General features: G+C 32.3%; 19 protein-coding genes. 6 read left to right on the top strand and 13 right to left on the bottom strand.

The features are described 5' to 3' along the window. Window positions 1–55: 55 nt before the first annotated feature. The 9 genes from atpE to BUB42_RS16825 all read right to left on the bottom strand — a co-directional run bounded on the left by atpE (window position 56) and on the right by BUB42_RS16825 (window position 9,629). Window positions 56–256, bottom strand: coding sequence for an ATP synthase F0 subunit C (gene atpE / locus BUB42_RS09350; RefSeq protein WP_073019493.1), 201 nt, complete (start codon window positions 254–256; stop codon window positions 56–58). Between the two features lie 40 nt (window positions 257–296). Then, complete coding sequence (gene atpB, locus BUB42_RS09345; protein WP_084118313.1) at window positions 297–1,439, bottom strand: F0F1 ATP synthase subunit A; 1,143 nt, start codon at window positions 1,437–1,439, stop codon at window positions 297–299. Window positions 1,440–1,573: 134 nt separating this feature from the next. Further along, the gene (locus BUB42_RS16745; RefSeq protein ID WP_073019491.1) at window positions 1,574–1,957 is read right to left on the bottom strand and encodes a DUF6168 family protein; all 384 of its coding nucleotides are present in this window, start codon (window positions 1,955–1,957) and stop codon (window positions 1,574–1,576) included. Further along, complete coding sequence (locus BUB42_RS09335; RefSeq protein WP_073019489.1) at window positions 1,957–2,181, bottom strand: AtpZ/AtpI family protein; 225 nt, start codon at window positions 2,179–2,181, stop codon at window positions 1,957–1,959. Before BUB42_RS09335 ends, BUB42_RS16745 begins: the two co-directional genes overlap by 1 nt. Further along, window positions 2,165–2,557, bottom strand: coding sequence for a bactofilin family protein (locus BUB42_RS09330; protein ID WP_073019487.1), 393 nt, complete (start codon window positions 2,555–2,557; stop codon window positions 2,165–2,167). Before BUB42_RS09330 ends, BUB42_RS09335 begins: the two co-directional genes overlap by 17 nt. Window positions 2,558–2,559: 2 nt before the next feature. Beyond that, on the bottom strand, window positions 2,560–5,178 hold the full coding sequence (gene porW / locus BUB42_RS09325) for a type IX secretion system periplasmic lipoprotein PorW/SprE (protein ID WP_073019485.1): 2,619 nt from the start codon (window positions 5,176–5,178) through the stop codon (window positions 2,560–2,562). Window positions 5,179–6,797: 1,619 nt separating this feature from the next. Next, window positions 6,798–7,493: an ABC transporter ATP-binding protein gene (locus BUB42_RS09320; protein WP_073019484.1), complete on the bottom strand. Its 696-nt coding sequence runs from the start codon at window positions 7,491–7,493 to the stop codon at window positions 6,798–6,800. A 48-nt stretch (window positions 7,494–7,541) separates the two neighbouring features. Continuing rightward, on the bottom strand, window positions 7,542–9,011 hold the full coding sequence (locus BUB42_RS09315) for a DUF5687 family protein (protein WP_073019482.1): 1,470 nt from the start codon (window positions 9,009–9,011) through the stop codon (window positions 7,542–7,544). Window positions 9,012–9,494: 483 nt separating this feature from the next. Beyond that, a complete protein-coding gene (locus BUB42_RS16825) occupies window positions 9,495–9,629 on the bottom strand; it encodes a hypothetical protein (RefSeq protein ID WP_262987403.1) in 135 nt (44 codons plus the stop codon). Window positions 9,630–9,757: 128 nt separating this feature from the next. Here BUB42_RS16825 and BUB42_RS09300 point away from each other — a divergent pair, with 128 nt between their 5' ends. The 4 genes from BUB42_RS09300 (at window position 9,758) to BUB42_RS09285 (ending at window position 11,977) form a co-directional block, all read left to right on the top strand. Further along, window positions 9,758–10,810: a ferredoxin--NADP reductase gene (locus BUB42_RS09300; RefSeq protein ID WP_073019480.1), complete on the top strand. Its 1,053-nt coding sequence runs from the start codon at window positions 9,758–9,760 to the stop codon at window positions 10,808–10,810. Window positions 10,811–10,992: 182 nt separating this feature from the next. Continuing rightward, the gene (locus BUB42_RS09295) at window positions 10,993–11,322 is read left to right on the top strand and encodes a nucleotidyltransferase family protein (protein WP_211517681.1); all 330 of its coding nucleotides are present in this window, start codon (window positions 10,993–10,995) and stop codon (window positions 11,320–11,322) included. Next, window positions 11,291–11,626 carry a HepT-like ribonuclease domain-containing protein gene (locus tag BUB42_RS09290; protein ID WP_073019476.1) on the top strand — a complete coding sequence of 112 codons (336 nt, stop codon included), beginning with the start codon at window positions 11,291–11,293 and terminating at the stop codon, window positions 11,624–11,626. Before BUB42_RS09295 ends, BUB42_RS09290 begins: the two co-directional genes overlap by 32 nt. Window positions 11,627–11,668: 42 nt before the next feature. Further along, window positions 11,669–11,977, top strand: a complete 309-nt coding sequence (locus BUB42_RS09285; RefSeq protein WP_073019474.1) for a hypothetical protein — start codon at window positions 11,669–11,671, stop codon at window positions 11,975–11,977. A gap of 23 nt (window positions 11,978–12,000) precedes the next feature. On the opposite strand, the gene BUB42_RS09280 is transcribed toward BUB42_RS09285, so the two are convergent. Both BUB42_RS09280 and BUB42_RS09275 read right to left on the bottom strand, forming a co-directional pair. Then, entirely contained in the window at window positions 12,001–13,023 is a 1,023-nt protein-coding gene (locus BUB42_RS09280; RefSeq protein WP_073019473.1) for a glycosyltransferase family 9 protein, read from the bottom strand. Between the two features lie 263 nt (window positions 13,024–13,286). Then, the gene (locus BUB42_RS09275) at window positions 13,287–13,892 is read right to left on the bottom strand and encodes a DUF4254 domain-containing protein (protein WP_073019538.1); all 606 of its coding nucleotides are present in this window, start codon (window positions 13,890–13,892) and stop codon (window positions 13,287–13,289) included. 87 nt (window positions 13,893–13,979) lie between these two features. Here BUB42_RS09275 and upp point away from each other — a divergent pair, with 87 nt between their 5' ends. Next, complete coding sequence (upp, locus tag BUB42_RS09270; protein ID WP_073019471.1) at window positions 13,980–14,633, top strand: uracil phosphoribosyltransferase; 654 nt, start codon at window positions 13,980–13,982, stop codon at window positions 14,631–14,633. Here the strand turns inward: upp and BUB42_RS09265 are convergent. After that, entirely contained in the window at window positions 14,628–15,557 is a 930-nt protein-coding gene (locus BUB42_RS09265) for a DUF6427 family protein (RefSeq protein ID WP_073019469.1), read from the bottom strand. The two genes, upp and BUB42_RS09265, sit on opposite strands and share 6 nt — an antisense overlap. 142 nt (window positions 15,558–15,699) lie before the next feature. On the opposite strand from BUB42_RS09265, the gene BUB42_RS09260 reads away from it, so the two are divergent. Beyond that, complete coding sequence (locus tag BUB42_RS09260; RefSeq protein ID WP_073019468.1) at window positions 15,700–15,930, top strand: DUF6341 family protein; 231 nt, start codon at window positions 15,700–15,702, stop codon at window positions 15,928–15,930. Window positions 15,931–15,954: 24 nt separating this feature from the next. On the opposite strand, the gene purD is transcribed toward BUB42_RS09260, so the two are convergent. After that, on the bottom strand, window positions 15,955–17,229 hold the full coding sequence (gene purD, locus BUB42_RS09255; protein ID WP_073019466.1) for a phosphoribosylamine--glycine ligase: 1,275 nt from the start codon (window positions 17,227–17,229) through the stop codon (window positions 15,955–15,957). Window positions 17,230–17,326: the final 97 nt, after the last annotated feature.

Here is a 17,326-nt window from a genome sequence, read left to right as displayed (position 1 = left end):
TTTTATAAATAAAAACTTCCTGCAGCCAACCGCTACAGGAAATTTTAATTTGTAATTACTTTGTGATCAACGCAACAACTACTGCGAAAAGTGCAACACCTTCAATAAGTGCAGCAGCGATAATCATAGCAGTTTGGATTTTTCCAGCAGCTTCTGGCTGACGAGCAATTGCATCCATAGCAGATCCACCAATTTTTCCAATTCCAAGACCTGCTCCAATTACTGCTAATCCAGCTCCGATTCCAGCTAATACCATAATAATAAATTTATATAGTTAATAATTAATAAAACTCAAATTAATGATGATCATGCTCTGCTACTGCTTGACCAATAAATAATGCTGATAACAACGTAAAAATATACGCTTGCAATGCAGCAACTAACATTTCTAATACGGTCATGAAAACTACGAAAGCTCCAGATATAGGAGAAACCGCTACACTTTCAAATATAAAAATCAATGAAATTAAACTCAATATGATGATGTGACCTGCTGTAATGTTAGCAAACAAACGAATCATCAATGCGAAAGGTTTTGTCAACATACCAATAATTTCCACAGGAATCATAATAGGCGCTAACCAAACCGGTACTCCAGGTGTGTTGAAAATATGTCCCCAATATTCTTTGTTACCGCTTAAAGTCGTAACAATAAATGTAATAAAAGCCAAAACAAAAGTAAAGTAAATATTTCCAGTCAAGTTTGAACTGAAAGGAAAAAACGGAATTAAACCAATCAAGTTGTTAATCCAGATAAAGAAAAAGATAGTTAAAAGATACGGCATGTATTGTGCGTATTTTTTTTCTCCAATGTTTGGTCTCGCAATATCATCTCTAACAAATGTTACTAATGGCTCGAGAAAACCAGCGATACCTTTTGGCGCTAATTGATTTTTCTTGTATGATCTTGCTACTACTAAAAATAATAAGAACATTACGATAGCCGAAATAAACATGGAAAACACATTCTTTGTTATCGAGAAGTTTAATGGTCTTGCATCAAATTCAAATGCGCCAAGATCTTTTTGATCCTGTGTTAAAGCTTCAAATTTATCTGCGTAAAAAATAATTTCATTGTAGCGAACTAACTTTTGACCATTTTGATCCACAAAATGTTCGGCTTTGTTATCATGATGAAATTTTTCAGAAGAGAAAACTTCCAAACCATTGTTTGTCCATAAAATTACAGGAAGATAGAAAGTAATGGGATGGTCATTCCAATCGGCAATGTGAAATTCATGCGAATCTCCAATGTGATCATTAATCAATTTAGTAGCATTGAATGCTTCTTTCTCATGAGGTGCTCCTGCTTTGTGATCTGTAACCGCTTCATTAGCAACAGGAACATTATCAGCTTCAGGATTTGCAGCTGCAAAATAAGGAATACTGGCTATTACGGCAACTAATATGAACTGAACAAGTTTATTTGAAAATACCATTCTTAAATTGTGTGTCTAATTCTACGTTTTAAAATTTTTTGCAAAGGTACATAAATTATTCATAACTGAAAATTTATCATTTTGTTTTTAGTCGTTAAATTCTAATAAAAAACGGAATCTAACTGTGTTCTCATCTATTGTTTATTCAACAATTTAACAGCGAAAAATGTCTCTGTAAATAAAAATAGAAAATACGGAATAAAAAATGCGCTTACATCGGGGATTTTACTCACCACATCCGACTGCAACAACGGAATCAAAAAAACAATTGCCGCCAGCATTTTTATAAGACTAAATCCCATGAAGGCAAATCCTGTTTTATCAGCAAACGTTTTGTTCACAAAAAGCAGAAAACCATAACTTATTAAAGTCAAAATAAGATGAAAAATGTAAATACTCCAAGTAGAATAAAAGAAAAAAGTATTTTCAAAAAATATATCAATACTAAAATATTGTACGAAAAATAATATAATAGAAATCGGAAAAATAATTATTAAAAACCTATAAAACTGCTGCATTAATCGTCTTTATTTAAGTTTTTGACTTGCCTAATAACATTATACAATGCTATAAAAACTGCAAAAAGTGATAGAATAATGGTGAAAATTGAGGAACTGGTGTATTTTTCGTCTAACCAAATTCCCAAGTAAGTAAAGCAAAAAATAATGATTCCCATTTGAAAAGGAATATTCATCATCACTAACCATTTATTAGTTTGCTTTAAATTATTGTTTTTGCTCATCAACTGCTGCTGTTTGTTTCATGGTAGAATTCATAACGCAGGTTGCACTAAAATCAGCGCCCGGCTCTACTGATAATTTACCTACTTTAACTTCGCCTTTTATAACAGCAGTTGCTTTCACATTAAGTAGTTCTGTGACTTGAATAATCCCGCTGAACTTTCCTTCGATATCCACATTATTACAAATTATGTCTCCGGTTACACTTCCCGCTGGCCCGATAACAAGTTTACCACTCGTTTCAAAATTGCCAATTAATTCTCCGTCAAGCCTAAAATCAGCTTTTGAAATAATATCACCTTTTATTATTGTTCCTTCTACAATTCGATTGGTTTTCCCCAATAGATCTGTATACGGTTTCTTTTTTTTGTCAAACATATTTATTTTATTGTTAGGTAGGTTTCAAGATTTTTTTTGATTTGAATCACTTTATAATTTTCTGCTGAAACTACAATTGGGGTGTTAGTAATTTTATATTTAATTTTATCTGCCAAAACAAATGCAATATCATCAGCGTACAGTTTTGAATTTATTCCATGAATAGTAATAAATTGTTCGGTAGCAGTATAACCATCAAACGAAAAATAAATATTTTTTAAATCTCCGTTATCGATAAAACTTTTAATTTTCTCTTGTAGATCTTTTGTAGCTTGGTCATCGCGCAAACCCACTCTGTATAAGATCTTCCAATTATTAGATGGTTTATCTACAAACTCCATTTTCTCTAAATACGGAATCTGGTCGCTAATTATCAATTGCGCGTTTTTACCTTCATCTGTATTTGGATAATTATCTGCTACATCTTGCAGTGCATCTTTATAAGCCGTAACTCCTTTTAACTTGCCAATAGCATTTGCTTTAAGCAATTCTAATTTAGATATAATTTCCTCACCTGAGAATTGTAAAATCAATTGATCCATAGCTGCAAGAACTACAGCGTATTGCTCCTGCTCATATAATCTGTACCACTTTGTGTACGTGCCTTCGGGTGAATCTATTAACGAGTCGGCGTTAGGATTTGCATTGTTTAAAATTTGTGCATAACGCGAATCTGGATATTGAGCAATTATACTATTTTTCATTGTAGTTGCTTTGATTACATCAGTAATTTGATATAATTTATACAAATTGTACATAGCAGGAAGAACAAGTTTTTCTTCTGGGTTACTACTTAAAAGCTTCTCCAATTTGGCTACAGCCAAAAGATTTTCTTTGAATTTCTCTTTGTAAATGATTCCAAGTTGATAATTAGCAAAATTTCGTTCTTTGTTTATGCTATCCAATATCACTTTTTCTACTGGAAGTTGTGTTAAATAAAACTCAGTGGTATATTTTTCAACTACAATATCTTTTTCCTCTATTTTATCGATAGCTTCATTACTGGCACTCAAAGTATCGTTGACGGTATTAGTTGTAGCAGTTGTTGACATTCTCCAATTGCCGATTGCAGCTCTATTTCCCCATATTTTTTTAAATTCTAATTTTCCAAAAGCAATGGTTGTGGGATTATAAAAGTAAAAAGTACTATTTCCAGCAATTGAGGGAGTTCCCGGAATCGCTGGCGGACCCATAGCTACGCCTTGAGGCGGATTTGTGGCAGCATTTGTAATAGGATCAATAGTTGAAGCGGCATTATTGCGATCTATATTTGCTTGTTTCTCAGCATTTTTTTCTTCAAGGAGTCGCTTGGTTTCGTCTTCCTTTTTTAATTTGTCGATGTAGTTTTCAAAATAGGAGATCCTATCGCTTGGATTTAGAGCCACCACGGTGAGAATACTGTCATTTCTTTCTGCTACCGCTTCGTACAGAATGACCTCGTCTAGGTTCTTTCTTATTTTTTGGATTTTAAGAAATTCTCTTGATTTAATATTCAGTTTTACTAAAGTACTATCATAATACTTTGCAGCAATGGGATAATTTGCTTCTCTAAAATACATGTTTCCCAAGTTTCTATAATTAGAAGCTATTAAATAAGGATCTTTAGAATTTGCCTTTAACGATGCACTGTAAAATTCCCGAGCCTGCTTTTGATTGTTTTTCTTGTCATGATACATACCATAATTATAAAAAATCAAATCTTTATAGGGACGATTTTCTCTGTCCTTAACTAATTTATCAAAGGTTTCTTCAAATAAAACAAAATCGCCATTTGCAAAATCAAATAGTTCTGCTTTTTTAGCGTGCGCTTGGATAACAAATTTTCGCTCCGCTTTTCTTTTCATTTCTATCACAGATTGATAGGAAGCAATTGCACTGTCCTTGTAACCTAATTGTTGATACAATTGTCCTAGAATAAAGCGGTAACGTGCCCTGTCCTGATTCAATTTAGTAAATTCTATCGCTAGTTTTATTTTAGCAACAGCGCTATCTTTTTCTTCTATGTTTAAAAATGAAGCTGTTAAAAGCGCGTTTGCATCAGCAAAAACTTGTTTTTTTACTTTGTGATCTTCTAGTAATTTGCTGATGTTTTTAATAACTAAAGCATCGTTTCCCAGACGCATATTGGTTTTTTCGCGCCAAATTTTAGCTTCGTAAATTCTGCTGCTATTAGGATATTTGTATAAAATGTAGTTAAAAGCATCAAGTGCTGGCACAAATCGCTGATCAAAATAGCGCGCCTTTCCGAGCATTAGGTATGCTTCATCAATTTGGCTGTTTCTTTCTCTTCCGCCAATGTTCATTGAATGTTTCTGAATTGCTTTTGTGGCTTTGGTTTCAGCCAATTCAAAATCAGCGTTACTGGGTTTAGAACTAGAAAGAATTTCTTCTTTTAACTGCATTTTTTCTGGCGGTAACAACTGCCAAAAATCATCATCATTATTGGATTTAATAGTTTGAACGCCTTTGTCAAAGCCCACTCCACCATTGTACAAAATATTGTACTTAGTGCTTAAGGCATGTGAATTTCTGGACAAAAAAGTATTCTTTTTAGTAGAGCATGCTGCAACAAATACTAAAAATAAAAGTAAGAAGAATTGTTTAATTATATTGATTCTCAATGGAAAACGTTTTTATCAATTAACTATTAAATACACTTTTTAGTATATTGATTGGTAAAAATACATTTCTTTTTGATAGTGTGAAAGGGTTAAGGTTACAAATGAAAGTTAGTTGCGTGAGGGATGTAGCGGAAATCCTTTTTTATTCTTGACAAAGAATAAAAAAGATTGGGAGCGAAAGCCCGACCCGAAGTTGCCAGCAGGAACGACGAAGTAACGTAAGGTCACGGCCGAGTAAAACTGAACTTTATTAGGGTTTTTAAAGGTTTTACACCCTTTCATTCCCTTTAGTTTGTCATGCTGAAAGCATCGCAATTAAGTTGCTCTCGAGTCTAGAGACGCTTCCAGCGTGACAAACGGATTACTGATACTGTTTATATTTATAAAAAAGTTTGTACAATTTAATAAACCACTAAAAATATTAAGCGGTATCAAGTCTTAATTTTACATAATCTTCTTAATGGTTAAAAAATAAAAACTGCTTTTTATTGCTAATTGTATAATTTGACGCGAGTCTCCCTCTAGTTTGTCATGCTGTAAGCATCGCAATTAAGTTGCTCTCGAGTCTAGAGACGCTTCCAGCGTGACAAACGGATTACTGATACTGTTTATATTTATAAAAAAGTTTGTACAATATAATAAACTACTAAAAATATTATGCAGTATCAAGTCTTAATCTTCTTAATGGTTCAAAAATAAAAACTGTTTTTTATTATTAATTGTATAATTTGGCTTGAGTCGCCCTTTATTTTGTCATGCTGTGCGCCTCTCAATTAAGTTGCTCTCGAGTCTAGCGACGCTTCCAGCGTGACAAACGGATTACTGATAATGTTTATATTTATAAAAAAGTTTGTACAATTTAATAAACCACTAAAAATATTAAGCAGTATCAAGTCTTAATTTTACTTAATCTTCTTAATGGTTAAAAAATAAAAACTGCTTTTTATTGCTAATTGTATAATTTGGCGCGAGTCGCCCTTTATTTTGTCATGCGGTGCGCCTCTCAATTTAGTTGCTCTCGAGTCTAGGGACGCTTCCAGCGTGACAAAGGGAATGATAATAACGTTTCTATTTAGAAAAAAGTGTTTGTCAGACAAACATTATATTTAGAAAACCATGAAGAACATTAAGTTAAGTTTTAATGTGGCTTAATCTTCTTAATGGTTCAAAAATAAAAACTGTTTTTTATTGTTAATTGTATAATTTGACGCGAGTCGCCCTTTATTTTGTCACGCTAAAAGCCTCTTAATTTAGTTGCTCTCGAGTCTAGGGACGCTTCCAGCGTGACAAAAGGATTACTGAAACTGTTTATATTTATAAAAAAGTCTATTTAAATCAGGTATTAAATTTATAAAACCATCAAAACCATTAGGTTAAGTTAAGTCTAAATGCGACTTAACATTCTTAATGGTTCAAAAATAAAAATTGTTTTTTATTGTTAATTGTATAATTTGGCGCGAGTCGCCCTTTATTTTGTCATGCTAAAAGTATCTCAATTAAGTTGCTCTCGAGTCTTGAGACGCTTCCAGCGTGACAAAATAATACTAAATTTACGATGACCAGATTTTAGTTGCATCACTTGCTGAAATCAGCACATCAGCGGTTAAATATGAATTTTTCTAAACAGCAAAGAACAATTCCAATTCTTTCAGTGTTTCTTCAGAGGTTTGAATGTCTTTAACTACTTCACCTTTGTGCATCGCGACAATTCGATCGCTTACCTCAACGGTGTGTTGCAAATCGTGACTGGAAACTAGTACGGTAACTTCCGGATTGTTAGCTAGATCCTTGATGATTTTTTTTAATCGGAATTGGGTTGTTGGGTCTAGATTTGCAAAGGGTTCATCGAGAATGATCACATCAGGATTTCCTATCAGTGTGGCAATAATTCCCACTTTCTTTTGGTTTCCCTTAGATAAATCACGTAAATATTTTTTGTTTTTCAGGATCTCACCATTAAAAAATTCTTCGTGCGTTGCTAGTAAAGCATCGACATCGGCTTTGTTTTGTCCGCGTAAATCACCTATGAAATAAAAATATTCTTCGGGAGTTAAGTAGCCTATTAAGAAGCTTTCGTCCAAGAAAGAAGCAGTGAAAGGTTTCCACGCTTCGCTAGTATTCACTTGGATATTATTGTTGATAATATTTCCTGTAGATGGCTGGATTAAATCCAACAAAAGACTGAAAAAGGTGGTTTTTCCGGCTCCATTGTTTCCAACGAGTCCAAAACTTTCGCCTTTTTTTATTTCTAAAGAATCTATTTTTAATACGGTTGTTCCGTTATATGTTTTTGAAAGGTTGTTTACTTTGATCATTTTTTAAAGTTTTTTTATTTGAATGGTTAATGGCTGTCTGTCTTTTAATTATCCTTTTTGTTTGTAAGCGGCAATAGTGGCATATTTCTCTGTATTGTAAACTCTTTCAATTAGCGAGAATACTTTATTTTTCAGTGCAAAACCTAAGATTCCTAATGTTGCCACTAAAGCTAAGCCGACATCAGGACTGAAAAATTTAGAACCTAACCAAAACAACAAAACTGGCAAACCCAACTGCGGAATCGAAATTAACATGGTTTTTACATTGAATGCTTTTTTGTCGCCAAAAGCTCCTTGTCCAGAACTCAAATCTATAGGTGTCTTAGTATACGCGCCTCCAAGCAAAACTAAATGGGAATTCACGCCAATGTTATAAATAGCCCCTACAATAATTGTCAAATAAATCTGCCAACCAAAATAAAGATAAAATGACGCAATAGTTGTTGAAACAAGTGTAGCAATAACCATCAACCACCATTTAGAACTTAAATAGCCCTTGTACGGAATATTTTGCGTCATCATTAATTGGTAATAAGCGCTATCCCAACTAGGAACAAATTGTCCAAAAGTGATTAGAAATCCACCGGAAACAAAGATCCCAGCTAAAATATGCATCATTGGATTGTTGTAAGCTTCAATTCCGTTTGTAAAGACAAACAGTCCATAAAATAAAAACATTACACTTAATCCAACGGTGGTTTTTGATCGCTTGTTTCTTTTGATTAATTTGATGTCATTTTTCAAGAACGTTCCGATAGTTCCAAATTGGTTCAGCCACGTTAAATCCTCCGTTTTAGCGATATCATGCTTGCTCGCAAGTCCTGCATCGAGGTATAAATTTCTTTTGAAATATAGGAATGTGAAATAGTACAAGAATATCAAAGCAAAAACTGGAATTACAAATGCCCAATACGTGTTGAAAATAGCATCAAAAAATGGTGCTGAATAATCAGTAATATTAAAATAACCATAATACTGCAATCCTGCTAAAATTGCTACTAATACCAAGAAAATGGTAAATAAATTGTCTTTGTTGCTCAGTATAATATTGATAAAATTATTGATGTAAAGGAAAGAAAAGATAGCTACAAACCAAAGTAATACAGAGACAGCGTCATATCCCTCTATTATCAACACAACACTAAAAGGAATTATAAAAAACCCATGAATTAAATTGAAGAATGATAAAACTGTTTTTCCAAGAGAGAAATGCACGATTGTACTTTTTTTGATTGGGAAAGTTAACATTGGACGAATATTCAATACAGGGATTTTTTGCACCAGCAATCGAGTGGCTAAATCCATCAATACGTAGTAAATCATGAATTTATTTACAGTAGCAATGGGGTCGAAATTCTCTTTTTCTAGGATGTAAAAAGTTAGTACTCCTAGTGCTAAAAAAATCAGAATGAAATACGCAGCCACAAAACCCATCAGGATTTTCAGTGCTAAGTTGGTCGCAAAGGAAGCCGATCTAGTAAATGCTTTCCATTCGAGATAAAGAAATTTTTGAATCATAGTTTAGGTCTTTTGGTTTTATGGTAAGTAAGTCAAAGTAGGAAAACGTTACAGATTTGTATTTTCTATTTCATAGTACACTTTGTCAAATTGAGGAACGAAACATCTCTTCAATTTTATTCACACAAATAATTGATAAAATTCAACTCGGGATTATTAGTTTTTATTAGTGTGCTCTTTTTATCTTTTTTCCATCCTTTACTTTCTTTTTCTTTAGCAATTGCTATTTGTATCCACGTAAATCTTTCGAAATACAACAAATAATGAACTTAATTTTTAGCTGTGAACGAGTTTGAATTTATTGAGTCTTTGCGCAATTGTAATCTGATTTTTAAATTATTTGTAACTCCAGTATGTAAAACTTTTCTAGTACTTTATAGATGATTTGCCAATTTTGTAGCGGTGCTTCGTTACTGAGAATGACAAATTCGTGTTTTGATAATCTTTATTGTCGCAATGTTAAATTTAATCATATTATTTACTTTAAGATGATTTCATAGTTTTAGAGATGCTTAGTCCTTTTTGAATGATCTCATAGCCAAACTTTGTACCGTTTTCCTGTAGCAACTTCATGACAATAGCATTGAGACTTCCTCCATATAATTGAGCGTTTTTCATTTTTTTTCATTTCTTTAAAAAAATATACAAAAGATTCTTATACATAACTTCAGTAAGTATATAAATTTCGCTCTTTTTAATTTTTTAGAAACCTAATCTCTTTATTATCTTTGTCAAAAAATAATCACATGTCATCGTTTTTAAAATTAATTATAAAAGAAGTAAAACGCGAAACCAAAGATGCTGTTTCCATACTTTTTAACGTTCCTGAGGAACTAAAAGAAAATTATAAATTCATTGCAGGTCAATACCTTAATTTAAAATTGACTCTTGACGGTGAGGAAATTCGTCGTGCGTATTCTATATGTTCTTCACCAGATAGCGGCGAACTTCGTATTGCGGTTAAGGCGGTTAAAGGCGGCGCGTTTTCTCAGTTTGCTAATACTTCACTCAAAACTGGCGATGCAATTGAAATAGGAACTCCCGAAGGGAAATTTACGTTTGAACCACAAGCTGATCGTCAAAGAAATTACGCAGCTTTTGCAGCTGGTAGCGGAATTACGCCTATCATGTCGGTAATTAAATCAATGCTAAGAAACGAACCTCTAAGTTCTTTTGTTTTAGTTTATGGGAATAAAACCCCCGAAGAAACAATATTTCATCAAGAATTACATGATTTGCAATTACAACACGTTGGTCGTTTTTTTGTGCATTATGTTTTTAGTCAAGCCAAAGTAGATGACACCTTGTTTGGAAGAATAGAGAAATCCACTGTGAATTATGTTTTGAAAAATAAACACAAGGAATTAACATTTGATAAATTCTTCTTGTGCGGTCCTGAAGAAATGATCAATCGCGTTACCGAAGTTTTAATAGAACAAAACGTAAAAGAATCATCTATTAAATTTGAACTTTTCTCTTCTTCAAGCACAGAAAACGCAATAGAAAAATCATTAAGCGGACAATCAAAAATCACCATTATGGTTGATGATGAGGAAACGACTTTTGAAATGTCACAAAAACAAACTGTTCTTGACGCAGCATTAAAACAAGGTATTGATGCTCCCTATTCTTGCCAAGGCGGAATTTGTAGTAGCTGTCTAGCGCGTGTTACGTCGGGAACTGCCGAAATGACTAAGAATTCTATTCTTACTGATAAAGAAATTGCCAGCGGATTGATTTTGACCTGTCAAGCACATCCCACATCTGAGACTATTTATATTGATTATGATGATGTTTAAAAATTAAATTCCACTGTTTAAAATTCCAAACTCCAACTTTAGAAATTGGAATTTGGAATTTTTAATTTTAAGACTTAATGAAAAAACCATCTGAACTTTTTAAAAAGAAATAGTTTTCAATTTTAGGTTTTAAACAGCAAAACATTGAATACATAAAAATCAACTACCTTAGCCTTATGGAAATGAAAGAATCTATAAAAACTAAACTAGCAGAATTTTTATCATTGTGTAAAAGCCATAATGTTAAGAATATTTATGCATTTGGTTCTGCGGTAACTGAAAATTTTGATGATAAAACAAGTGATATCGATTTACTTATAGAAATTGATAGCGAAGATCCAATTATTAGAGGCGAAAACTTGATGTCTCTTTGGGATAAATTAGAGGATTTTTTTCAAAAAAAAGTAGATTTATTAACCAATTCTTCCATTAGAAATCCAATTTTAAAAAAAAACATAGACGATACAAAAATTTTAATTTATGACGGAAAAGAGCAAAAAGTATCTTTCTGATATTATAATCGCAATCGGACTAATTGAGGATTTTACTATCGATATTACTAGTTTTAATGATTATGAAAATGACAAAAAAACTCAAAGCGCTGTTGAAAGACAATTAGTAATAGTTGGAGAGGCCTTGAACAAAATTAAAAAAAATGATCTTACAATTCAGATTATAAATGACAAACAAATAATTGGATTTAGAAATAGATTAGTACATGCTTATGATAGTATTGACAACTCAATTGTTTGGGCTATTTTAAATCGCCATATTTCAAATCTCAAAAAGGAAATTCAAGTTTTATTAGAACTGTAAGTTGAAAAGTTAATCACGCTTATAATCTTCCGTTGTATCTCCATGAAAAAACCACGTGAACTTTTTAAAAACAAACCACATCTTCTGGACGAATCAGAAGTAGAGCAACTCATAACCTATTGTGAAAAATTACAAGATGAACTAGTTGATTTAAAATTTGAACAAAACGCTAACAAGCAATTGATTATGCTTGATATGCTCAAAGAAATTGTAAAAGCTTGCGAAGAGACCGAAAAGCAACAAAAAGAATTTTTACGTTTTGGATTAGAACCACCTGATTATGAAGAGTCGCTTTCAAACCTGAAACGTTTTTTGATCGTAAGTTGCAGAGAAAATGGAATTTGGCTTTAAGCCAAAATTATAATACTACTATTTTACAACAACAACGATTGAATAAGAGCAACCACTGTCTCCGGCAAAATCGTTCTCATTGCCTCATCATATCCTTTTATCTTTTTATTTCCATAAACAGATGTGGGCAATAATGAATACTTTTCTCGATCAGAAACTAAAGCGTTTTCTAATGGTTGATTGAATGGAGAAAATCCAGAAAAAGGGTGTGTTGCACCCCATAGTGTGATCACTTTTACACCCAGCATAGCCGCTATATGTGCATTTCCGGAATCCATAGAAAGCATTACATCAAGATTGCTTATTAGTTGCAATTCCTGCTGAAATTTTATTTTACCCGCTATATTTATGACGTTATTCTTATTTTTTGAAAATGACTCTAGTAAAGCTATTTCTTTTTTTCCGCCTCCAAAAAGCAAAATGGTGTAGGAATTATTGTTAGCTAACTGATCAATAACTTTTTGCATTAAATCTAATGGATACACCTTAGAATCATATTGTGCAAAAGGAGCAATTCCGATTAATTTTTGATAATTCTCTCCAATAATTAATACAATTTCTTGATTTAAAGCCGCTTTTTGTGGGAAATTTTTCCCAACAATTCGGGAGGATAAATCTAAAGGAAAACCCAGTTCGTCAAATACTTTAGCATGTCTTTCAAACATAGTTGGTAATGGTTTGAAAACTTTATTTTCAGCACGAGTAAGTTCTTTTTTTTCTTTTCTGCCTTTATCAACAGCAGCCACTTTTTTTCCGCTTAAAGCAAAAAGATTACCAATAATTTGGGATCGCAATACATTGTGCAAATCAGCAAAAGCATCAATTTGACGTTCTTTTAAATCTAGAAACAAACGCAATAATCCAAAAAACCCTTTGTGTCTCTTTTTTTCATCAAATACAAAAAAAGTCAAATTGGGAATTCCGTCAAAAAATGGTTTGAAAAAAGGACGTGAAATAACCGTGATTTTAACTTGTGGATACTCATTTGCAAATGCTCTTAAAACAGGAACCGTCATAGCGACATCTCCCATTGCGGAAAGTCTCATGACGGCAATATGATTCTGTTTTATAATCAAAATTATTTAACTTTATTTTAGGTAAACGCTGTGAGTTTTTGTTTTTACTAATAATATATCTTCTTAAATTAAAAAGACCAAATATCACTAATACATACAATATTATCCCAGAATTTTTCTCTTCAACATGAAAAATGTTTTCATAAAAGACATAAAAAACGCCTATAAATCCAATGATATAGACGAATTTAAAAAACAGAGGTTCTGTTTAAAAGAAAGATTTTTTTGCCATTCTACTTCTTATTCTGATACAAAACAGGATTCAACTCATCATCATTGTACATTTTCATTTGTTTATACACTTTCATGAATTTGTCACCATTCTCGATATCAGCTAATAAATCATCAATTGCAGTAGATAAATCTGTTCTTTGTTCTAACAAAATGTTTAACTTTAACTGACACTTGTCTCTATGATCCTGAGACGCTTCAGCACGTGTAGCTTCCTCATGCATGTGGTAAATTTTCAATGCTAAGATTGACAATCGATCAAAAGCCCAAGCTGGACTTTCAGAATTTATTTTTGCTTCAAATTTCACTTTAACAGTACTGTATTTTTGAAGAAAATAACTATCAATGTATTCAACCATATCAGTGCGTTCCTGATTAGAGGAGTCAATCCTTCTTTTTAAAGTTAAAGCGACTACTGGATCAATATTTGGATCTCTAATAATATCTTCAAAATGCCACTGCACCGTGTCAATCCAGTTTTTATGATACAATAAATGCTCAAATTTATCTTTTGGATACGGATTGCTAATCGGTTGGTCAACATTATCAAATTGATGATAATTCTTGATACTTTCTTCGAATACGGAATACGCTAATTTTGAAAACATAATTTTATAATTTATAAACACAAAGATACTTTTTATACTTTTATGGTTTAATAAAATCTTTAATAGTTCAATCTCTAAATCCAATCCATGCAAATTCATAATTTATCAGAAAAAAATAGCGTCTTAAATCACTTTTTGGGACAAATTAGAGATATTAATATCCACAATGATAGCATGCGTTTTCGTAGAAACATTGAGCGTATTGGCGAAATAATGGCTTATGAATTGAGTAAAGAGCTTCATTATAGCGATGTAGAAATTCAAACGCCGCTTGGAACAAAAAAAACAACCCAAATAAATGACCAACTCGTTTTATGTTCCATTCTACGCGCAGGTTTGCCTATGCATCAAGGATTTTTAAACTATTTTGACAGTGCTGAAAATGGTTTTATTTCTGCCTTTAGATACCATCCCAATAATGACGACTACTTTGAGATAAAAGTAGATTATCAAGCCGTTGCCGATATAAATAATAAAAATGTTTTACTACTCGATCCAATGCTTGCTACGGGTCAATCTATTGTTGCAGTATTTAATAAATTAATCGAAAAAGGCACTCCAAAAGAGATTCATATTGCGGTGGTAATTGCTACTCCAGAAGGAATTGCACACCTTCAAAATCATTTGCCTGAAAACTGTCATCTATGGATTGCAGCATTAGATGACAATCTAAACGAACATAATTATATTGTTCCAGGGCTTGGCGACGCTGGTGATTTAGCTTACGGAAAAAAATTATAACTGACTAAAAAAAGCAAACATACTACAAACAATTAGTGAGTAAAAAACTAATTCCTGATTTAGTTTTAGTTGCGGCATCTCAATATGAGTAGTTGCCAAAATAGATAAAGGTGCAATTGTAAAAATTAGCAAATCACTACTTTTATTTGCTGAAACTACAAAAACTAATATTCCAATAAAAAAAGATGCGATAATTTTTTTGTAGGATGTGTGCAATAATTGTGGCTTACTTGATAAGGTAATAAATATTGAAACGATAAAAAATAGTGCTATGGTTGCAAAAATTGAAAAGGCACCGTTTTGATAATAATTAGTAAAATAATCGATTTCAAAATTAGTTTGAACGCCCTTGAAAAGCAATTCTAAACTATTTATATCAAAGTACGTAGTAAAAATTAAAAACAAAATTAAAACGCTTAACAGCGCTATAAATGGCAAAATCCAGTTTCTATAATCTCTGGCTACATGTAAAATAATAGATATAAAAACGAGTAAAATAAAAAGTATACTCCAAAAATGAAATAAAGCTGCGACAAAAATACAAAATGATGCATCAAATATCTTTTCTTTCGAAGTTTTGAGTGATTGCAATGAAACCAGACGACGGATTGCTAAAAGAATAAAAAAGTTTGCAATTATTAAATTTGCATTATTTAAAACAGATGGAAAAAAAAGTAAAAAAAGCAAGTAAAAAAATATTGTAAATGCACTGTCTCTGGTCAATCCATTTCTCTTTGCAATAAAGCTTGAGATAAACATAGAAATTATTAAAAGACAGAATAATCCAACTTTATTCAATATTGAAAAAGTAGAATTTGTAAAAGATAGATCTTGAAATTGGAATATGGAAAAGAAAACCAGCATCAAAATTACGACCATTGAAAAATTTAACGGTGTAGATTTTCTAAAAACACTTGTTATCATAAGGATATTTTATACTTTTGTGACTGTAAATATAATACTTGTTTAAAAAGGAAACTCTGCAAGGTCAAAACATTATTTAAAATAATCGATTTGATCCTTCAGCATCCAAAAAAATAACTACTAAAATTAATTTTTATATATTATGAAAGCATTTTTCGAAGCAATACAATACCTATTTGTCGACATTTTATTTGTTCCACTAAACTTTTTACGCTCTTTAGAGCTTTCCTCTTGGTTTGTTGCTAACACAATCAACTGGATTTTTGTGATTATTTGTGCCTCAGCCTTGGTTTACTGGGTCAAACAATTGAAAATTTTTGAAGAATCTGGAACTGAGAAACAAGATACTACCGCTCACTCTTTCTTGAAATAAAAAAGAGTAAACGGCTATTAGAATCTATTTTAAATCGTTTCCAATATCTTTTCTAAAATACATCTTATCAAAACTTAGTTTACCTATGTTTTGATAAGATTTTTTTATGGCCTCTTCAAAGTTATTTCCATAAGAAGTCACTGCTAAAACACGTCCTCCATTTGATACCACGTTTCCATTATCTAGTTTAGTTCCTGCGTGGAAAACGATTGAATCTTCTATGTTTTCGAGTCCTGAAATAATTTTCCCTTTTTCGAAATTTTCTGGATAACCTCCCGAAGTTAGCATAACCGTTGTCGCACTTCGTTCATCTATTTCTAGCGTAATTTGATCTAGTTTTTCATTGGCTACAGCTAAAAACAACTGTACCAAATCTGTTTTTAATCTTGGGATTACAACTTCTGTTTCAGGATCACCCATTCGCACATTGTATTCAATTACGATGGGTTCATTATTTACATTAATCAGTCCGATAAAAACAAATCCTTTGTACGGAATTCCATCTTTTTGAAAACCGGCAATAGTTGGTTTTACAATGCGCGTTTCAATTTTCTCCATCAATACAGCGTCAACATAAGGAACCGGAGAAACAGCTCCCATTCCGCCTGTATTTAATCCTGTATCGCCTTCACCAATTCGTTTATAATCTTTAGCAGTTGGTAAGATTTTATAATTTTTTCCATCGGTTAGCACAAAACAGCTTAGTTCTATTCCATCTAAAAATTCCTCAATAACAACTTTTGCACTTGCTGCACCAAATTTTTGATGAACGAGCATGTTTCGCAATTCTTCTTTGGCTTCCGCCAAATCTTGAATGATAAGAACACCTTTTCCAGCTGCTAGCCCATCAGCTTTTAAAACGTAAGGCGGCTGTAATGTTTCTAGAAATTGACAGCCGTTTTCAACAGTTTCGCCAGTAAAACTATCGTAAGCAGCAGTAGGGATTTTATGTCTAATTAAGAATTCTTTTGCAAATTCCTTACTTCCCTCCAATTGCGCACCTAATTTAGATGGGCCAATAACAGGAACATTTTTTAAATCGGCATCGTTCAAGAAAAAGTCATAGATTCCTTTTACTAATGGATCTTCTGGACCTACAACAACCATCGATACTTTTTCTTGAATAACGAATGTTTTAATAGCTTCAAAATCAGTTATACTCATTGCAACATTTGTAGCAATTGTAGCTGTGCCAGCATTTCCTGGAGCAACAAAAAGGGTTTCGCAAAGCGGACTTTGAACCATTTTCCATGCGAATGCATGTTCTCTTCCACCAGAACCTAATAGTAAAATTGTCATTTATAGTTGTTTAGTTGTGTGTTCACTTTTTCAAGTGATTGCAAAAATAATTAGTTTTAAACTTAAAAAATAATTAATTCTTAAAAAACTGATATTT

The sequence above is a fragment of the Flavobacterium micromati genome (assembly GCF_900129585.1).
Taxonomy (GTDB): domain Bacteria; phylum Bacteroidota; class Bacteroidia; order Flavobacteriales; family Flavobacteriaceae; genus Flavobacterium; species Flavobacterium micromati.
The sequence above is the reverse complement of the archived record's forward strand: the minus strand, read 5'-3'. Positions and strand labels throughout refer to the sequence as shown.

Bases quoted from the DNA above. Each gene is read 5' to 3' on its own strand.
- atpE (WP_073019493.1), bottom strand. From the start codon at position 256: ATGGTATTAGCTGGAATCGGAGCTGGATTAGCAGTAATTGGAGCAGGT.
- atpB (WP_084118313.1), bottom strand. From the start codon at position 1,439: ATGGTATTTTCAAATAAACTTGTTCAGTTCATATTAGTTGCCGTAATA.
- BUB42_RS16745 (WP_073019491.1), bottom strand. From the start codon at position 1,957: ATGCAGCAGTTTTATAGGTTTTTAATAATTATTTTTCCGATTTCTATT.
- BUB42_RS09335 (WP_073019489.1), bottom strand. From the start codon at position 2,181: ATGAGCAAAAACAATAATTTAAAGCAAACTAATAAATGGTTAGTGATG.
- BUB42_RS09330 (WP_073019487.1), bottom strand. From the start codon at position 2,557: ATGTTTGACAAAAAAAAGAAACCGTATACAGATCTATTGGGGAAAACC.
- BUB42_RS09320 (WP_073019484.1), bottom strand. From the start codon at position 7,493: ATGATCAAAGTAAACAACCTTTCAAAAACATATAACGGAACAACCGTA.
- BUB42_RS09315 (WP_073019482.1), bottom strand. From the start codon at position 9,011: ATGATTCAAAAATTTCTTTATCTCGAATGGAAAGCATTTACTAGATCG.
- BUB42_RS16825 (WP_262987403.1), bottom strand. From the start codon at position 9,629: ATGAAAAACGCTCAATTATATGGAGGAAGTCTCAATGCTATTGTCATG.
- BUB42_RS09300 (WP_073019480.1), top strand. From the start codon at position 9,758: ATGTCATCGTTTTTAAAATTAATTATAAAAGAAGTAAAACGCGAAACC.
- BUB42_RS09295 (WP_211517681.1), top strand. From the start codon at position 10,993: ATGAAAGAATCTATAAAAACTAAACTAGCAGAATTTTTATCATTGTGT.
- BUB42_RS09290 (WP_073019476.1), top strand. From the start codon at position 11,291: ATGACGGAAAAGAGCAAAAAGTATCTTTCTGATATTATAATCGCAATC.
- BUB42_RS09285 (WP_073019474.1), top strand. From the start codon at position 11,669: ATGAAAAAACCACGTGAACTTTTTAAAAACAAACCACATCTTCTGGAC.
- BUB42_RS09280 (WP_073019473.1), bottom strand. From the start codon at position 13,023: ATGAGACTTTCCGCAATGGGAGATGTCGCTATGACGGTTCCTGTTTTA.
- BUB42_RS09275 (WP_073019538.1), bottom strand. From the start codon at position 13,892: ATGTTTTCAAAATTAGCGTATTCCGTATTCGAAGAAAGTATCAAGAAT.
- upp (WP_073019471.1), top strand. From the start codon at position 13,980: ATGCAAATTCATAATTTATCAGAAAAAAATAGCGTCTTAAATCACTTT.
- BUB42_RS09265 (WP_073019469.1), bottom strand. From the start codon at position 15,557: ATGATAACAAGTGTTTTTAGAAAATCTACACCGTTAAATTTTTCAATG.
- BUB42_RS09260 (WP_073019468.1), top strand. From the start codon at position 15,700: ATGAAAGCATTTTTCGAAGCAATACAATACCTATTTGTCGACATTTTA.
- purD (WP_073019466.1), bottom strand. From the start codon at position 17,229: ATGACAATTTTACTATTAGGTTCTGGTGGAAGAGAACATGCATTCGCA.